The 16282-nt window shown below is 68.9% G+C and carries 17 protein-coding genes; 12 read left to right on the forward strand and 5 right to left on the reverse strand.

The features are described 5' to 3' along the window. Positions 1-16 precede the first annotated feature (16 nt). Both POL72_RS44685 and POL72_RS44690 read left to right on the forward strand, forming a co-directional pair. Positions 17-931 (forward strand): AraC family transcriptional regulator, encoded by a 915-nt coding sequence (locus POL72_RS44685; RefSeq protein ID WP_272103025.1) that lies wholly within the window; start codon positions 17-19, stop codon positions 929-931. Between the two features lie 160 nt (positions 932-1091). Then, positions 1092-1493: a YciI family protein gene (locus POL72_RS44690; RefSeq protein WP_272103026.1), complete on the forward strand. Its 402-nt coding sequence runs from the start codon at positions 1092-1094 to the stop codon at positions 1491-1493. Between the two features lie 114 nt (positions 1494-1607). Here POL72_RS44690 and POL72_RS44695 read toward each other — a convergent pair whose 3' ends face one another. Beyond that, entirely contained in the window at positions 1608-2471 is an 864-nt protein-coding gene (locus POL72_RS44695; RefSeq protein ID WP_272103027.1) for a hypothetical protein, read from the reverse strand. Between the two features lie 100 nt (positions 2472-2571). Between POL72_RS44695 and sigJ the strand changes: the two genes are divergently transcribed. Both sigJ and POL72_RS44705 read left to right on the forward strand, forming a co-directional pair. Continuing rightward, positions 2572-3453 (forward strand): RNA polymerase sigma factor SigJ, encoded by an 882-nt coding sequence (sigJ, locus tag POL72_RS44700; RefSeq protein ID WP_272103028.1) that lies wholly within the window; start codon positions 2572-2574, stop codon positions 3451-3453. Between the two features lie 217 nt (positions 3454-3670). Beyond that, complete coding sequence (locus POL72_RS44705) at positions 3671-4801, forward strand: alpha/beta hydrolase family protein (protein WP_272103029.1); 1131 nt, start codon at positions 3671-3673, stop codon at positions 4799-4801. Positions 4802-4844: 43 nt separating this feature from the next. On the opposite strand, the gene POL72_RS44710 is transcribed toward POL72_RS44705, so the two are convergent. After that, entirely contained in the window at positions 4845-5438 is a 594-nt protein-coding gene (locus POL72_RS44710; protein ID WP_272103030.1) for an HdeD family acid-resistance protein, read from the reverse strand. Positions 5439-5617: 179 nt separating this feature from the next. Then, positions 5618-6355 carry a hypothetical protein gene (locus POL72_RS44715; protein WP_272103031.1) on the reverse strand — a complete coding sequence of 246 codons (738 nt, stop codon included), beginning with the start codon at positions 6353-6355 and terminating at the stop codon, positions 5618-5620. A 528-nt stretch (positions 6356-6883) separates the two neighbouring features. On the opposite strand from POL72_RS44715, the gene POL72_RS44720 reads away from it, so the two are divergent. Further along, complete coding sequence (locus tag POL72_RS44720) at positions 6884-7642, forward strand: DUF3455 domain-containing protein (RefSeq protein ID WP_272103032.1); 759 nt, start codon at positions 6884-6886, stop codon at positions 7640-7642. Between the two features lie 318 nt (positions 7643-7960). On the opposite strand, the gene POL72_RS44725 is transcribed toward POL72_RS44720, so the two are convergent. Further along, complete coding sequence (locus tag POL72_RS44725) at positions 7961-9517, reverse strand: CAP domain-containing protein (RefSeq protein ID WP_272103033.1); 1557 nt, start codon at positions 9515-9517, stop codon at positions 7961-7963. A 345-nt stretch (positions 9518-9862) separates the two neighbouring features. Here POL72_RS44725 and POL72_RS52050 point away from each other — a divergent pair, with 345 nt between their 5' ends. From POL72_RS52050 to POL72_RS44735, 3 genes are all read left to right on the forward strand, one after another. Then, the gene (locus POL72_RS52050) at positions 9863-10030 is read left to right on the forward strand and encodes a hypothetical protein (RefSeq protein ID WP_373372321.1); all 168 of its coding nucleotides are present in this window, start codon (positions 9863-9865) and stop codon (positions 10028-10030) included. 26 nt (positions 10031-10056) lie between these two features. Then, a complete protein-coding gene (locus POL72_RS52055; protein WP_373372329.1) occupies positions 10057-10206 on the forward strand; it encodes a hypothetical protein in 150 nt (49 codons plus the stop codon). A 176-nt stretch (positions 10207-10382) separates the two neighbouring features. After that, positions 10383-11015: a transposase gene (locus POL72_RS44735; protein WP_373372330.1), complete on the forward strand. Its 633-nt coding sequence runs from the start codon at positions 10383-10385 to the stop codon at positions 11013-11015. A gap of 138 nt (positions 11016-11153) precedes the next feature. Here POL72_RS44735 and POL72_RS44740 read toward each other — a convergent pair whose 3' ends face one another. After that, a complete protein-coding gene (locus tag POL72_RS44740; RefSeq protein ID WP_272103035.1) occupies positions 11154-11456 on the reverse strand; it encodes a hypothetical protein in 303 nt (100 codons plus the stop codon). A 278-nt stretch (positions 11457-11734) separates the two neighbouring features. Here POL72_RS44740 and POL72_RS44745 point away from each other — a divergent pair, with 278 nt between their 5' ends. From POL72_RS44745 to POL72_RS44760, 4 genes are all read left to right on the forward strand, one after another. Continuing rightward, positions 11735-12058 carry a hypothetical protein gene (locus POL72_RS44745; RefSeq protein ID WP_272103036.1) on the forward strand — a complete coding sequence of 108 codons (324 nt, stop codon included), beginning with the start codon at positions 11735-11737 and terminating at the stop codon, positions 12056-12058. Positions 12059-12363: 305 nt separating this feature from the next. Then, complete coding sequence (locus POL72_RS44750) at positions 12364-12735, forward strand: hypothetical protein (protein WP_272103037.1); 372 nt, start codon at positions 12364-12366, stop codon at positions 12733-12735. A gap of 334 nt (positions 12736-13069) precedes the next feature. After that, positions 13070-14821, forward strand: coding sequence for a hypothetical protein (locus POL72_RS44755; protein ID WP_272103038.1), 1752 nt, complete (start codon positions 13070-13072; stop codon positions 14819-14821). Positions 14822-14840: 19 nt separating this feature from the next. Next, positions 14841-16268 (forward strand): hypothetical protein, encoded by a 1428-nt coding sequence (locus POL72_RS44760; RefSeq protein ID WP_272103039.1) that lies wholly within the window; start codon positions 14841-14843, stop codon positions 16266-16268. The last annotated feature ends 14 nt before the right edge of the window (positions 16269-16282 follow it).

The raw sequence follows: 16282 nt of genomic DNA on the forward strand, positions 1-16282 counted from the left end.
CGGGCAACCATGGGGCATGGCGGACGAGATGGAGCGGCTGCTTCCCCGCGGCGTGGTGGTCTCCCGGCATCACGGCCATCCAGGCGCGCCCTGGCGCGCGAGCGCGGGCGATCCGCCGAGCCTCCACGTCGTCGTTCAGGGCGCCTTTCGCCTCTCGGAGGACGGCGTGTGCGCGCTGGAGCTCGACGCCGGCGACGTCGTGCTCCTCGGGTTCGGCCCGCGCGGCGCGGGGCCCCGCGAGCAGAGCCTCCGCTGCGTCGCGCCGCCGCCCGGGCGCGCTCCCGCCGACGCGGAGCTGATCTCGGCGACCTACGCCGCCGCGCCCGGCGGGGCGCTCGCCTCGCTCGCGCCCGTGGTCCACCTGCCTGCCGGCGAGGTGCGGCGCGCGCGGGGGCTCTCCGCGGTCGTGGGCCTGCTGCGCGCCGCGCTCGCGGATGCTTCCCCGGGGCAGGCCCAGCTGGCGCGCTCGCTCCTCGAGCCGCTGCTCGCCTACGCGCTGCACTGCCACGAGCATGCGCGCGAAGGGCGCGCGTCGCGCGCGCTCGACCGGCGCGGCGCGCGCGCCTTCGACCGTCGCGTCGCGCGCGTGCTCCGGCTCATGCAGGAGAAGCCGGCCGAGCGCTGGGGGGTCGAGGCGCTCGCGAAGGCGGCGGGCCTCTCCCGCGCCGCGCTGGCGCGGCGGTTCCTCGCCGAGCTGGGGGTCCCGCCGCTCCGCTACCTCGCCGAGCTCCGCATGCAGCGGGCCGCCGAGCTGCTCGCCGAGGGCGACGGCTCCGTGGCCGCCGTGGCGGCCGAGGTCGGGTACGACTCGGAGTTCGCGTTCAGCCGCGCGTTCAAGCGGCACACGGGCGAGGCGCCGGGCGCGTTCCGCCGGCGCAGCCGCTCCGAGGGGGCCGCGTTCCGCCTGCCGCCGGTCCGCGCGGCGGCGTGAGCCAAGACGACGGCGCCGCGGGCTGGGCACCCTTGATTGTGCGTGGACTTCTCCACTGAAGAGTATCGTCGCTCCGCGATGTCGAGAACGCCGCCTGGGCTCCGACTCCTCTGTGAACGCGCGCCCGATGCGAGGGGCGCCCGCTGAAAGGGAGCTGACGATGAAATACGTCCTGATGATGCACGTGCCGACCAGAGATCCCTACGAGTTGATGAGCTGGCCGCCGAAGGACCTGCAGGCGCACCTCGCGTTCCTGAACAGCTTCAACCAGAAGCTCCGCGAGTCGGGCGAGCTCGTGGGGATCGAAGCGCTGACCGCGCCCGATCAGGCCAGGCTCGTGCGCGCCGGCAAGGACGGCAAGCCCATCACCGACGGCGTGTTCCCCGAGACCAAGGAGTTCCTCGCCGGCTTCTGGATGGTGGACGTCGGGAGCCCCGAGCGCGCCTACGAGCTCGCCGCGCAGGCGTCCGCCGCGCCCGGGCTCGGCGGCGAGCCGCTCAACATGGCCATCGAGGTGCGGCAGGTGATGAGCGGGAGCGAGCTCCCCAAAGAGCTCCTGTGAGCTCACCCGCGCTCGACACCGCGCTGGTGAACTTGTCGAGCGCGGTGAGCGGTGCGCCGCCCGACCTCGTTCGGGTTGTCGGCGACGACCCCCGCCCCTAGGCCGCATGAGCTCTTACGGGCGCGTGCGCTCGCCGATGGTCAGGAGGACGCGGCAGCCGGCGCGCTCGCCGCTGCGGACCTCGAAGGCGCGGCTGCCGTCGCCGGCCAGGGCCCAGTGATGAAGCGTGAGCGGGCCGCAGCGCTGCGCCGGGGGGTCGAGCAGAGCGGTGTTGCCGTGGACCGCGAAGGTCCAGGTGCAGCCGTCGCCGTCGGTGGCGGCAGCGGTGTGCGGCCCGGTGCGCTCGATCGCGATGCTGCCGAGCTGGGGCTCGTAGCTCGGCGGCAGCGGGTCGCCCTCGGCGTCGGCGCAGGCGACGGTGGCGACGTTGGTGCGGGTGGCCGGATCGGGCGGGACGTAGGACCACGAACCGGCGAACGCGGCGGCGGGATCGTCGTCGGCATCGGGGTCGACCCAGGTGCGCTTGCCGGCGGCGAGCACGAAGTCGCAGTCGGCGCCGCCGGGGCGGTGGCTGATGGCGTCGACGACCTCGGCGGCGCCGACGCCGTCGCGGGCCAGTGTCCAGCCGGTGATGGTGTAGCTCGATCCGATGACCGGGTTATGGCAGGTCGCCTCCGCGGATGCGAAGCTCGCGTGCTCGTCGTCGGCCTCGTGGAAGCTCCACGAGCAACCCTGATCGGTGCGGCCGGCGAGCGTCTGGTCGCCGTCACGGGCCAGCACCAGGTTGCCGATCTGCGGGATATCGAGCTCCACCGCCGGGGCGTCGCCCTGGGCCGGACAGGACAGGTGAGCCAGGTTGGTGCCGCTGGCGCGGTCGGGCAGGTCGTAGTTCCAGGTGCCCTCGAAGCCCGACGGCGACGAGGAGCCGTTGCAGGCCGACAGCAGCGGGGCGAGAACGAACAAGGTGAGATTGCGCATGGTGGCCCGCAAGACCGCGCAGCGGGTCGTCGTGTGACATCCGGGCCGATGTCACATCGGCGCCGGCCGCGCTGTCCATGATCGAGGCAAGCCAAGAACCATGAAACCCGACGTCGAGCTCCACCGCCGCTTCCTGTTCGCGATCGCCTACCGCATGCTCGGCAGCGCGGCCGACGCCGAGGACGTGGTGCAGGAGGCCTACATCCGCTACCTGGCCGTGCCCGAGGCCGAGGTCGAGTCGCCGAAGGCCCTGCTCGGCACCATCGTCACGCGGCTGTCCCTCAACCTGTTGGACTCGGCGCGACGCCGGCGCGAGACCTACGTCGGCAGCTGGCTGCCCGAGCCGATCTGGAGCGACGCCGACGCGCTCGACGCCTCGTCCCCCTTGGCCCGCTGGCAGTCGGTGTCGGTGGCGTTCCTGGTGGTGCTGGAGCAGCTCTCGCCGCTCGAGCGCGCGGTCTTCGTCCTGCACGAGCTGTTCGATTACGACTACGCCGAGATCGGGCGGGTAGTCGAGCGCACGCCCGCCGCCTGCCGCCAGCTCGGGTCTCGTGCCCGCGAGCACCTCGAACGGCAGCGGCCGCGGTTTCCGCCCACCCCCGAGGCCCACCGCGAGCTCGTCGCGCGCTTCGCCCGCAGCGTGGGCTCGGGCGACCTGCGCGGGCTGGTCGACCTGCTCGCCGAGGACGTCGTGCTCGACGCCGACAGCGGCGGGCGATTTCCCGGCGCCGTGCTGGCGCCGTTGCGCGGCCGCGAGGCGGTGGCGGGCTTCGTCGCCTCGGCGCCGCGGCTCCCGGCCGGCCCCTTCGACGCGGCGATCGGCGACATCAACGGTGAGCCGGCGCTCCTCTTGCGCGGCCGCACGGACGCAGCGATCCGCGTCGTCATCACGCTCGAGATCGACGGCGGCGTGGTGCGCGCCATCCGGGCGATGGCCAATCCCGACAAGCTGCGGTGGCTCAACGCTGGCCGCGATCCTTGAGCGGATAAGAAGTCCAAGCGCCTTTGTGGATGTCAACAGAGATCGACGACAGCCGAAGGCCGGTCGATTGGAATTGACATCCAAAATGTGAACGCTCACACTGGCGTGTGAGGGGTTATCCTTTTGCTTCGGCGATCGACGGTGTGCCGCCAGGGTCCGTGAGGCGCCTGACGACCGTGACCGTGTGCCCCGTCGTTCGAGCCAATACGGTGTCGCTATGAAGAACAAATTGAGTTGGGCTTTCACCTGCGCCGCGCTGGGCATGATCGTCGGCGCCTGCAGCGGTTCGAATGACGACGGCAACCTTGGTGGGAGCGGCGGAGCCACGGCGGGGGCGGGAGGGAGCGTGAGCGGCTCCGGCGGCGAGCAGGCGAGCACCACCGGAGGGCCTCTGCCCACGGGCCCGGGCGGCTCACAAAGCACCGCCGGAGGGGCTGAGCCCGCCGGCTCGGGCGGCGCGCCTGCGGGCGGCGGGGACATGACGGGCGGGAACGGAGGCTCGGGCGACGGCAGCGGCGGCGCCTTTACAGGCACGTGCACCGCGTCAAAATCGGCTGGTCGAAACGTGTCGGGGAGCGGCCCTCATAAGGTGGTCGTCGAGACGAATTCAGACCCGGGCATCAACCAGGGCACCATCTTTCGTCCGGCGGATCTCGACGGGGACGCCAAGTATCCGATCTACGTCTGGGGGGAGGGCGCATGTTCGCGAGACGGGCTCGCGACGGAAGCGGCCATGGCCGAGATCGCCTCGCATGGCTACTTCGTGGTGGCGGACGGGACACCGGGGGGCAAGGAGCCCAACCGCGAGCTCGGGGGCGGAGGTGACGTGCTGCTCGCCTACGTCGACTGGGTGATCGCCGAGAACGACAAGCCTTGCAGCGCCTACTACCACAAGATCGACACCAAGAAGGTCGCCGCGAACGGCTTCTCCTGCGGCGGCTTGATGGCGGCGGGGACCGCCGCAGATCCCAGAATGACGACATGGGGACACACGAGCAGCGGCTCTTTCTCGGTGAATCAGGCCTTCTACAACTCGATTCACACCCCCGTATTGATCGTCACCGGCACCGCGGATAGCCTGGGCGCGAACGAGAACGGCGCGAGAGACTTCGAGAACATCGCCGCCCAGGGGGATATCCCGGTCATGATGTTCGCCAAGGTCGGCGCGGACCACGGGGGCGATCTGTGGGCCCGGAACGGCGGCGAGTTCACGCAGGTCAGCCTGGCGTGGCTCAACTGGTGGCTCAAGGGCGACGAATCGGCCACCGGCAAGGGCATGCTCGTCGGCGCGAACTGCCGCTTCTGCAGCGACAGGACCTGGAACATCTCTTCTGCCAATCTGCCCTAGAGGGGATCGCCCTCGAACCGGCGTCCGATGATCCCCGTCTCCGTCACGCTCGCGTGTGGAGCACGCGAGCGGCGCCCAGCGCGATCAGGATCATCGACATGCCGCCCGTCAGGAGGCTGATTCCGACGAGCAAGCCGAGCACCCTCACGGCGGTGGTGACGCCGCCCGTGAGGATCAGAATCCCGAGCGCCAGCGACAGGACGCCGTCGAACACGAGCCACCCCGAGCCCCGCAGCCCGCGGTGCTGATAGGCGCGGATGAGCTTGAGCGCGCCCTCGGCGACGAAGTACGCCGCTGCGATCACCATCAGCGCGAGTTTGCCGGTCATCGGGGAGAGCACAAGGAGAAGCCCGAACGCCACCTGCACGAGGGCGCTCACGAACTCCCCGCCGGCGCCGGCCCAGCCGCGGCTCTGGATGGCGTGGCTGCCCTCGACCACGCCGGCGAGCACGATCAACCAGCCGAGGGCGATGGCGGTGGCCCGAGGGGCGACGAAGGGCAGGAGGAACGCGAGCACCCCGAGCACCATCGAGGCCACGCCGATCGCGAGGAACCAACCGCGGTTCTCCCGCACGGTGGCAACGTCGACGGGCGCGAAGCGCAGCGGCTTCGGGGACTCTCCGAGCGGACCGACCATGGACACTCCTCTGGTTCGTGGAGCATGCGTGTCCCGTCGGTCGCCCGCCGCGCGCGGACGAGGTGGCCGGGACCATGTCCGCTTCGAGCATCGTCCGTGCCAGCGCGCCGGCGGGAACATTGTGCCTGGCGCTCGTAGGAGGCGTCACGGCCGAGGGCGGCCAGGAGCGCACCGCCGGATCAGCGGGCGGTGGCCTTCGCGGCCCTGGCGCTCGGAGTGGCCGCCTGCCGGACCTGGCGTCGCTGGAGCTTCGAGCCCTGCTTCGCGCGATTGGCGCTCTTGCGCGTCGACTTGCGCGACGGGCGGTCCTGCGCCGAGTCTTCCAGCGTCGCGGTGGCCTTCCGTGCCCTCCGCATCGTGTTACGCCGCGCCGTCGAGCCGCCGCCCGCCTTTCGGTCGGTCGCGCTCCGCCCCGGAGCGGCCGTGTCGACCGGAAAGTCACGCCGCGACTTCTCCGGCCGCTCCAGCGCGCTCTCGAGGTTCTCCTCGCTGCGCCCCACGCGCCGCCCGATGAAGCTGCCCTCGGGCGACGGATGGCCGAGCCGCGCCGGAGCCGCGGCGCTGCGCTTCGCCGCTCGGGCCGTGCGCTTCGTGCCGCGCGCCGGCGCGCGTGGTGCGGCGCGCGGCGCGCGCTCGAGGGCGCTCTGCACTGCCCGTACGATCCCCGGGATGGCTCTGTCGATCGTCTCGCGCGGCTCGTGGCCTCGCATCTGGTAGACGACGCTGGGGTGCCCGCTCAGGACGACCTTCACGTCGCACGCGACGTCGACGCCGCCGCGTGGCCCGTTCACGTCCGTGAAGCGCACCGTGAGCCGCTCGATGCTACGCGCGAACCGCCCGAGCTTGGCCCCGAGGCTCTGGCGCACGTGCGCTCTTGTCGCCTCGTCGACGCCGACGCCGAAGGTCCGCACCGCCAACGGAGTCTGCTCGGTCGGTGTGCGCCCGGCGCGCGCCCGGACCGGTCGTGGCACCGTGGAAGGGAACTGCGGACGTCGCCCGGTGGATGGTCGCCCCATGCGCGCTACATCGAGTCCGGCCCCCCGTCGTCAAGCGTCGCGGCCACCGGCGAGATCGTGTTCCTGCCACCTCCGCCGCACCTCGGTCGGCTGTCAGTCCTCGCCCGCGCCTGCCCGCGCCTGCCTCGCCCGCGCCTGCCCGCGCCTGCCCGCGCCCCGCCCGCGCCGGCCCTCACGAGCAGGGCCGCCGGCCTGGTTGATTTTACATTTTACCCCTGCAGGTGATGGTGCCCGTCGCCGTTGACGATTTCGCTCAGTGGATGCGCTTCACCTGCCCACTCCGGCTGACGAGGGCGCCGCGAGCGGACGGAGCGTCCCCATCCGCACCCCGGGCTTACCCCAGGTTGCCCGCCTCTCGGTCACCACGCGTCCGCCGCTGGCGTCGGAGCCGCTTACCAGCGCGGAGGACGGCCGCCCTTCAGAGCGGCTGTGCGGTGGGACGGCCACTACGAGGAGATTGACTTTCGGATCGCGTTTGGATTTCCTGACCCCCGTGCCGCTGCGATCAGAGAGGAATTCATCATGAATGCGCGTTATGCGATTGGGTTCATCTTCATTGGTTTTGGTTGCGCGGGGTCGACGCCGAGCCCCTCGAGCCCGCCGCCGAGCGAGCCGCCTGCGAGCGCCGAAGCTCCCGCGCCCGTCGCGCCCCCGCCGTCGGCACCGGCGCCTGTGCAAGCGACGCCCGCGACCGAGCCTGCGGCGCCTGCGAGCGTCCCCAAGCTGGCGCCCCCCGAAACACCCGATGCCATCAAAGCGCCGAGCACGGCCAACCTCGTATTGAAGGCGAACGCCAAGGGCGCACAGATCTACGTGTGCGGCAAGAAGAAGGAGCCCAAGGCGAAATTCGAATGGACGCTCAAGGCCCCGGACGCGACGCTGTCGGACGAGGCAGGAAAAACGCTGGGCAAGCACTACGGCGGCCCGACGTGGGAAGCGGCAGACGGCAGCAAGGTCGTCGGCGCCATGAAGGCCAAGGTCGATGCTCCCGACGCCACCGCGATCCCCTGGCTGCTCCTGGAGATCAAATCGACCGAGGGGCAAGGCGTGCTCAGCCACGTCGCGTGGATTCAGCGCGTTCAGACCGTGGGTGGCAAGGCTCCGGCGGACGGCTGCGACAAAGCGCACGACGGCGCCGAGGCGCGCGTCGATTACAGCGCGGCCTACTACTTCTACGCGAACCCGTGAGCTTGCTCGATCTCTGAGCCCGCTGCGATCCTCTCGAACAGCATCTGCTCATCGCCCTTTCGTCCGAGCGGCGCGATCTCTGCCGCGGCGCAGCCGCGGAGGCGATCGTAGGCGCACGCCAACGGGTGGTGGTCCCCGCCTACGTCCTGCGGCCGGCGCCTGGGCTCGAGGGTGCGCCTGCGTAGCCAGCGGAGCGCACTCTCCTCCCTGGCCTGACGCGTGCATCGGTCGCGGGTGAGACGCGCGAGCCATCCGCTGGCTGCTTTCGGCCAGCGGCTGCCGAACAGGGGCGTTCTGGGCCGGCTGAGCCGGTTGGGCTTATTGAGCCGGTCGCGCCGATTCACCTGGTTGCGCTGGCCGCGCTTCACCTGGTTGCGCCGGTCTCTCGTTCACGACCAGCTCGACATACCAGCTGGGCACCTCGCCTGATGGCTCCTCGGAAGATGGATCCTCGGCAGGAGGAGGAGCGCCGGCGGTGATGCCGATCCCGATCCGGGTCGCCCCGGGAGAAAGGAGAGCATACCTCGACGAAGGGTTCTGAAGCATCACGGCCACGTGCTCGGAGATGAACTCAGCGCTCCCCGTGAACTGCCAGGTTTGCCTTGGCAATACCCCGTTCGCCTTCAGCTGTGCAGCGAGGGTATCGTCTGGCGGCAGAACCTCGTCCGCGCGCGCGGTCGACTCGCTCCGCCTCGCCGCGATCGCCCCCACCGCCGGGTCCAGAGTGAGCGGCGCGAGGCCGAACCGACGCCGCTCCGCGTTGTACGCGGCCACGATCGCATCCGCCCAGGCCGCGCGGTCCGGCGGATTGGGCGATGGGTTCAGGATGAAGCTGTCGGGCGCCGCCGGCTCGGCGACCCCGACATGGACGGGAAACAGCAAGACTGGCCGGTGCCAGAGCTCGTCGGGAGCCACGTCGGATCTCGTGACCTGAATCGCGTTCAGCTCGACGAAGTAGCGTCCGGGCTTCATGGGCAGCTTGTGACGCAACGTGATCTTCCCGTCCGGCCCGGGCGTGACGCGCTGTCTTGTCACCTTGCCCCCCTCCGCGCCGATGTAGAACGCGGGATCGACCAGGCCGGGAGGGGCGCGCAGGTCGAGCGCCAGGGTGTCTCCGGGGGAGAAACGCTTCGGCGTCGGGGCCAACACGACCCCGCCACTGTCGAGCACGACGCCCTGGACTCCCCATTGCCCCCGGGTCCTCCGCGCGACACCGTAGGCGGTATCCGCTGGATTCAGCGCCCATAACCGGCGCGCGAACGCGGCGAGCCGTCGATCGAGGCGCCCGCTCTTGTCGCGCCCGCGCGCTGCGTCGACCCGCCATGTGAGCATGGCGGAGGCCACGCCGCACTTCCAGGCGAGCCACTGTCTCAGCGATTTGACCGGTCCTCGGTTCGCCTCGATGTACACCTCGGCCGTGGCGCCAGCGAGGCAGTCGAGCGCCAGGTCATGCCGCAGTCTGCCGTGCGCCGCAGGCGGCCCCGCGCCCTCGAGGATCTGGCCTAGCTCGTCGCCGCCCGAGAATCCTTGCATCTGCGCGGGCGACGGCTGGTAGGTGCCCGGCGCTGCGCGAAGGAGATCGGCTGCATTTTCCGGCAGTACGCGTCCTGGGATCACGGCTGCGCCGGCCCCGCAGCCGGCAACCCAGATGAGGCCGAGCAGGGCGTGCCCGGCAGCTCTCTGTGCGGAGCGCCGCTGCATCGCTCGCGAGGCGCGCCCGAAGCCCCCCAGGCCCTTCATTGGCGCTGAATTTAATCGGCCCTTCTTTCCTGCGTCAATCGTTCCGGTGCCCGTTTCCTCTCGCGCGGCTCGGGCGAGTCCGGCGATGCCCCCCGCGCCGCGCGTGGCGCTCGCGCTGGTCGGTCCGGCCGCCATCGTCGAGCTCGATGGCGAAGGTCCTCCTCAACCGCGGTGAGCGCGCAGCGGGTAGAGAGCCCGAGCACGATGGCCGACCGCGCATGCGAGCACGTCGATGCCGCACGTCCGGCGAAGGAGCCTGGCCAAATCGACGCGCGGCGAGGTCGCGTGCGAGAGGCCGCCAAGCAGGCGACCCATGGGGTGCACCGGGATTCCTGGCGGGACGATTCCGTGGGGGCGAACCGTCGCGATCCGTCGCATCCCCGGGGATTTCCGGAGGGCGTGACGACGGATCGCACCCGTTCGGAGGGCGTGGACCCAACCCGGGCCCAGCGGCCAAGCCCCGGGCTTGGGGAGCTCGCCGTGAGCGATCCGTCGCGTCGGGCTGCGGTGGTCGCCTCGCTCGCCAGCACCCTATGCCGCGCCGTCGCCCTCGGGGATGAGGTGGCGGCCCGGGTCGTTCACGAGGCGATCGGACGGCTGCTCGGGCTGCCGGTGGCGCCGCGCGCCGAGGCGCGTGCGGCGCGGTGACCGTCGTGCAACGCACGTCCGGCGACATGCGGCTCAATCCGCATCTGCACGTGGTCTTCCTCGACGGGGCTTATCACGAAGACGGCACCGAGCTCGTGTGGAACGAACTCGGTCACCTGCGAACGCGCGAGGTCGGTCAGGTCATAGAGCACGCCGTCGGGCGGATGCTCCATTAGCTCCGGCGGCACGGGCATCTCGACATCGAGCACGACGTCGAGGAGGACGACGAGCCCGAGGCAGCGCTCTGTGCCTCCGCCGTCTCGGGACGAGAGCCGCGCCATACGTCGTCGCCCCGCAATGGCTCCGCGGGCTCTCGCCGTCTTCTCCGAGCGCGCTCGCGTACGACAAGCCGCTGTGCGCTGCGCTCGACGGCTTCACCTTGCACGCAGCGACGCGCGCCGGTGCGCACCATGCCGCGGCGAGGGAGGCGCTGCTGCGTTACGTGCTGCGACCCCCGATCGCAAAGGAGCGCGTCGAGCCGCAGCAGGACGGCCTGGTGCGGCTCTCGCTCAAGCGCGCCTTCGCTGACGGGACTGTCGCGGTGGACATGGATCCGCTCTCGCTCCTGTGCCGCCTCGCGGCCAGCGTCCCGCCGCCGAGCTTTCACACCGTCAAGTACGCTGGCGTGCTCGCCTCGGCAAGTCGCCCACGTTGGCGCGCAAACGCATCGGACCGCGCCCTGCGAAGCCACAAGAGCCTACGAAGGCGGACGATGACGCCGCTCCGAAACGCAAGCGTGGCGGCTATCGAGCGGTCGACAAACCGCGCCGAGATCTTGCGCCGCACATTTGCGATCGATGTCCTCGAGTGCCCAGCTTGCAAGGGGCGGATGAAGCTCGTCGCCATGGTGACCGAGCCAAGGAACATCGCCCGCTTCCTCTCCGCGCTCGGCGAGCCGACCGACGTCCCAGCTCGCTCTCCCAGCGCCGACGCGGCGGCCGCCGTACTGGAAGAGCACCGTTCTGCGCCGCAAGGTGCCCGGTAACGCCGCATAGCGTCTCGCGACGCGCCTCCCGGGCCAGACCAACGCCCGGACGGACACGTGTGCCCACGGCACGTCGATGCGCCCCGTAGCGCGCTCGGCGCCGCCCGGACCACGCTCTTTCGACCCAGGACCGAGCCATCACGACGCCCGCGGTCCCACCCTTTCGGTTTGCTGCGCTACACTGCCTCGCGCTGCGATGCGGCTTCTTTTACCTACGCGCTCCGCGAAATCGGCGAGGACCTGCTCCGGCGGCGTGGCGTAGCTGCCGAGGAACGTCGCGATGCAGTCCTGCGTGGGGTCGGCATACCAGCCGAGGACGTCGTACGTGACGCCGGCGATGGCGTCGAGGAGGCCCTGATCCTCGTCGTGGAGCCCGAAGACGCCGCGGCAGTTCGGGTAGAACGCCGCGAACGTCGCCTTTACGTGATCGAGCGTCGACACCCGCTCAGAGGCTGCGTCCCTTGAGGAAGCGCCGCCTCTCCCAAAGACGCAGGCTCCCGGAGACGCCTGCCAACCCGGAAGCCTCAGCCATGCGGCCTGCTACTGTCGGCGCGACCTTGCTCGCCCGTCCGCTGCTGGCGTCAGGCGAGGCGGCCGAATCCGCTCGGAAGGATTGAGCTACCCTCCACGAAGCCGCATCGAGCCGTAGGCATGGATGCTGGCATGACTGTTGCTCCTGTGGGACCACAGAACGCGATACAGGTCGCAGGAGAGTCATCATGGGATCCGACAAGAATACCCCGGGAACTGTTTTGCTTTCGAACGACGATCTCTACTACTTGCTGTATCGAGCCGCGCAAGAGTCGAGTAGTTTGGACGGGTTCAACAACAACGTCACGAGTCTCCTCGACCAGAAACTGGGGTCAGGCGCCTACATTCTCACCCTCGCCGTCAGCCAGGGGGGGCAAAACGGAGTGCTCTACAAGAAAAACCCCAGGCTCGATAGCAGCGCCTCCTGGTCGGGAGATACCGGGAGTCTGCCAGGGTCCGTGAGCAATTACGGCGTCTATTGCTTCGTGGCGTGGGGCAGCGCTCCCGGATGAAGGCGCCCTTCTCGCCTGCGCGGCGACGATACAGCCGAAGCGCCTCCCGCGACGGCGCCAGAGCCATCTCCTGAGGCGGATGCGCTCCCGGCGAACGGGACCCCGCCCTCCGGCCGAGCCTGTCGTTCACCGTGTCCGAGGTGAGATGCACCGTTACGGCACCACGCCGCTCCCCTCGTCCGACGGCTGAATCCGCTTGGAAGGGTCTTCTCAAAAAAAGATGCGCCGAACCGTAGAAGGGCGGCAGGCATCGTTGTTGCTTTGCTAGACGACAGAACGCGACGCGCGTCGCAAGGAGAGTCATCATGAATACGCCGATGAAAGCCCAAACCTCCATCACGGAAGCGGTCAAGACCAGGACGCTCGAGCAAGTCGTCGCAGCGGGGAGATCCGGTGCGTTTGCGGGAGATGATCTCTACTGGATCTTGTATCGAGCAGCGACAGAGGCATCGGATACGAATGGGTTCTACTTCGGGATCATCAGTCTGCTCGACCAGGCTCTGGGGCAAAACGCCTACATTTTCGCCTGGACAATCAGCAAGAACGGATACAGTGGCTTTATCGATAATACTAATCCCCGGCTCCCCAATGGCATCCAGTGGGGTGGAGACGCCGGGGTCCTGCCAGGAGTCGCGAGCGCTTACGCCGTCTCTGTCTTCGTGTTCTGGGGCGGCTGAAGCGCGCAGATGCATCGCCGGGCCCCCGCCGCGGGGGGCTCGGATCTCGACTGTACATGATACACCTCTGGCACAGCGGTGATACAGTAAACAGGACCACAATTGGCGCTGGGACGCGACCATCCCTACCGAGATGGGGCTCGGTTTCGTGGGATGCGCTACACGAGGCCTCCGCCGGTTTAGCGCAGGGGCTTGGCATGCCTCCTGCGAAGAGCTCACCAAGACGCGGATCATCCGACACGCGCACGACGAGATTACAATGAACCGAAACAGACTCATGCATGGTTGGCATATTTCAGGACACGTATTGGTGGGTGCGGGGGCGTTCTTCGCGATGTCGTGTAAAGGAGCCGAGACGCAGCGCCCGGCGGCATCGACCTCCGCGGCGGTCCAGGCGCCGCGCCCGGAGAGGAAAGACTCCTGCGAGACCCAGCCCTCGTACATCAACGTCGCGGCCTGCGCGCCGCCCACGGATGTCGCTGCAGGCGCGGACCTCAACCAGGCTGCCACCTTCGCCTGGCAGGAGTTCATCTCGCTCAACTGGCCCGCGGTGAAGCAAACCTTCACGTCAGGTACGCGCGGACAGCTCGATGCCAATGCCCGGCTCGACGCCATCAACGACAAGAATGGCACCACGCCCACGTGGATGACCTACCGCCACAAAATCGAGGTCTTCCCGGGTGGGGGCAACAAGGACGGCGTGAAGCCGTACAACTACGACGATAAGCCGCAATACATCTACGATTCGACGAAGGTGGGGGGGGATGGCACGATTCCCTTGTGCGACGGCGGGGACCCCCAGAACCTCAAGGACACCGAGGGCGCGCTCTTCCTCAACGCGGACGAGGCCACCCAGATCGGGCAGAACTCCATGTTCGCGGGCGTCGTCGAGGCGGCGAAGGTCGACCCGAACGACCCCGCGGCGTCCCAGATCGTGTTCATGGTGAAGGCCAATCCCATTTACGTCAAGTACGTGCAGCAAACCGGCTGGTTCACGGGCATTCCAAGTGATATCGAGACGAAGACCAAGCAGTACGTGCAGGACAACAAGAAAGACCCCGAGGCGGGGAGCACGGACCTGGTCAGCCTCCCCCTCAATACCATTCTCACCAAGTCGGCTTGGCGCCGCGCGGTCCCGGGGGACGAGCAGACCCACCTGGTCAGGCCCTTGCGCCGGTACAAGCTGAACGGGTCGAACTACTGCTACGCGGTCAACTATTACACGCTGGTCGCGCTCCACATCATCCAGAAGACCAATTCGGCGCCGCAGTTCATCTATGCCTCCTTCGAGGCCGCCGACAACATCCTCACCCAGGACGGGCAACGGGCCGAGGACGACAGCGGCCGCATCACGAGCCAGGGCCAGCCTGCCCGTTACCCCGCGATCACCTCCGTTCCCGCCACCGGCTGGAACAAGGCGTCGCGCCAGAAAATCACGGCGGCCTCCGACGTCTGCACGCCCGGCTCGAGCCTCTACTACGAGAACAACCCCAAAAATAAGAACATCCCCCAGGCCAAGGTGTGCGTCCGCGCGCGGCTGTCCCCGATCCCCCAGACCATCATCCGAGCGAACGACGCGGCGCACCAAGCCTTGGACAGCTACGCCGAACAGAATGGCTCCCCCAAGAGCGTCCTCAGGTACTACAAGCTCGTGAACGTCCAGCATGTCCCCGCCACGAAGGAGGCCATGGCGGAGTACACAGGTGGCGGTGGTGTCGAGCCCGCGACCTACTACATGGCCAACATGGTCCTCGAGACCAGCCAGGTCTTGCAGCATTTCTCCGGCGGCTTCGCGGGCAACCCGGATCCGAACAGCTCGAATGACCCGGCCGACGGCACCATCACCGACTATGCGTACGGCGGCGACACGCCTCAGGTGGGGCCGAACCTCTCCGTCAACGGCACGAACTACCTCATGGGCGGCTGCATGGGTTGCCACGGCCAGGCCCAGAAGGAAGGTGGCGGGTTCAGCTTCGCGCTCGACGGGATCGCCAAGGGCTTCAGCGCCAAGCCCGAGTACCCTCGCGGACCGGGTAACCAAAACGGATTCGACGACTTCGCCGCCCGCTGGCAAAGGCGACGCTGATCACCGAGGAGCTCTTCCGATGAAAAATTACGCTTTCGCGTCCGTGCTCCTCACCATCGCGGCGGGGGTATCCCTCGGCGCCTGTGGGAATGGGAATCAAGCCGGCCCCAAAGTCGTCGACGGAAAGGGCGAGCCCGAGGAGCTCGCCACGGCAAGGTCGCTCGCCTTCCGGGACGCGGTCAAGGCTCCCCCCGCGGGCTGGTCGGGGCCCGTGTTCAAGCTGAGCCACGACTATCCGAAGGAAAAGCCCACGTGCGACTCGCCTTGGCTGCGCCGCAACGTGGATTTCAGCGGCAAGAGCTCCACGTGGAACGCGGATTGGCAGGGCTACGTGCAGGACATCGTCAATTACGTCAAAGAGGGCCAGGAGCCGAATCTCCCCGATGACCCCGGCTGGCGTATTCAGGTGTCCGGCCAAACCCGCTGGTTCAACGTCCCCTGGATGGCCTACGACGGCGAGCGGGGCCGCGAGTTCGTGCATGGCTTGACCAACGAGCTGTCGACCGCGGAAACGGCCTTCATCGGGCGAGGCAGCGGCAAGCACATCCTGCCGGGCGCCAGGAAGAGCGGCGGTGACGACCCGCTCTTCGAGACCTGGTCGATCGGCTACTACAATCCCTGCGGCGCGTGGTCGATCGGGCAGCAGTGGCCCGAGAGCGGCGCGCCGGCCACCTACGAGGAGAACGGGCGGCTCCTGGCTCGCGGCATGCCGTTCCCGGAGGGCACCGTCGTCGTCAAGCTGCTCAATACCACGGCGACCGAAAAGGACGTGCCCTACATGAAGGGCTCCACCAACTGGCAAGCCAACGGCCACAAGCAGACGGGGCCGCGCACCTACGCGACGTGCGAGCGCGAGGTGCGCGAGGTCCACCTCGTGCAAATGGACCTCGCGGTCGTCGACACGCGCTCGCCCACGCGCTGGGTCTACAGCACGCTCGTCTACGACGGCACCCTGCCCGGCGCCACGATCTGGGATCGCATGCGGCCGCTCGGCGTGCAGTGGGGCAACGACCCCCAGACCTTCCCCGCGGTGCCCCTGGCCAACAGCAAGCCGCTGAGCCAGTCGGTCGCGGCCCCCGTCAACATCCACGAGCACTACGGTTGCTTCAAGCGCCTCGCCGGCGACGTGGACCAGAGCAACTCGAGCTGCACGTCGTGCCACATGGGCGCCTACGCGGCCGCGCCGGGGGTGGAGATCAAGCCGGGCGAGAACGTACCGCCGATCTTCAAATTCGACGGGATATGCGACACCTACAACGCGACGAACGCGAGTTATTTCGCTAACTATGCCTATCCGAGCCCGTTCCCTGGCAGCAGCGGCGATGTCGCGGCAGCGATCCCGCTGGACACCTCGCTGCAGCTCCAGGTGGCCTTCGCCCAGTACGCCTACTTCAAGAACAGCGACCCGAAAGTCGTACCCAAGTCCACCTGCCCACCGGCGCGCTGAGCGCGAGGACCACC

It is taken from the genome of Sorangium aterium (assembly GCF_028368935.1).
GTDB classification, from domain to species: Bacteria; Myxococcota_A; Polyangia; order Polyangiales; family Polyangiaceae; genus Sorangium; species Sorangium atrum.

What these genes read in the sequence shown, in the direction of transcription:
- POL72_RS44685 (WP_272103025.1), top strand. Translation starts at nt 17, where the DNA reads ATGGCGGACGAGATGGAGCGGCTGCTTCCCCGCGGCGTGGTGGTCTCC.
- POL72_RS44690 (WP_272103026.1), top strand. Translation starts at nt 1,092, where the DNA reads ATGAAATACGTCCTGATGATGCACGTGCCGACCAGAGATCCCTACGAG.
- POL72_RS44695 (WP_272103027.1), bottom strand. Translation starts at nt 2,471, where the DNA reads ATGCGCAATCTCACCTTGTTCGTTCTCGCCCCGCTGCTGTCGGCCTGC.
- sigJ (WP_272103028.1), top strand. Translation starts at nt 2,572, where the DNA reads ATGAAACCCGACGTCGAGCTCCACCGCCGCTTCCTGTTCGCGATCGCC.
- POL72_RS44705 (WP_272103029.1), top strand. Translation starts at nt 3,671, where the DNA reads ATGAAGAACAAATTGAGTTGGGCTTTCACCTGCGCCGCGCTGGGCATG.
- POL72_RS44710 (WP_272103030.1), bottom strand. Translation starts at nt 5,438, where the DNA reads ATGGTCGGTCCGCTCGGAGAGTCCCCGAAGCCGCTGCGCTTCGCGCCC.
- POL72_RS44725 (WP_272103033.1), bottom strand. Translation starts at nt 9,517, where the DNA reads ATGGCGGCCGGACCGACCAGCGCGAGCGCCACGCGCGGCGCGGGGGGC.
- POL72_RS52055 (WP_373372329.1), top strand. Translation starts at nt 10,057, where the DNA reads ATGCGGCTCAATCCGCATCTGCACGTGGTCTTCCTCGACGGGGCTTAT.
- POL72_RS44745 (WP_272103036.1), top strand. Translation starts at nt 11,735, where the DNA reads ATGGGATCCGACAAGAATACCCCGGGAACTGTTTTGCTTTCGAACGAC.
- POL72_RS44750 (WP_272103037.1), top strand. Translation starts at nt 12,364, where the DNA reads ATGAATACGCCGATGAAAGCCCAAACCTCCATCACGGAAGCGGTCAAG.
- POL72_RS44755 (WP_272103038.1), top strand. Translation starts at nt 13,070, where the DNA reads ATGTCGTGTAAAGGAGCCGAGACGCAGCGCCCGGCGGCATCGACCTCC.
- POL72_RS44760 (WP_272103039.1), top strand. Translation starts at nt 14,841, where the DNA reads ATGAAAAATTACGCTTTCGCGTCCGTGCTCCTCACCATCGCGGCGGGG.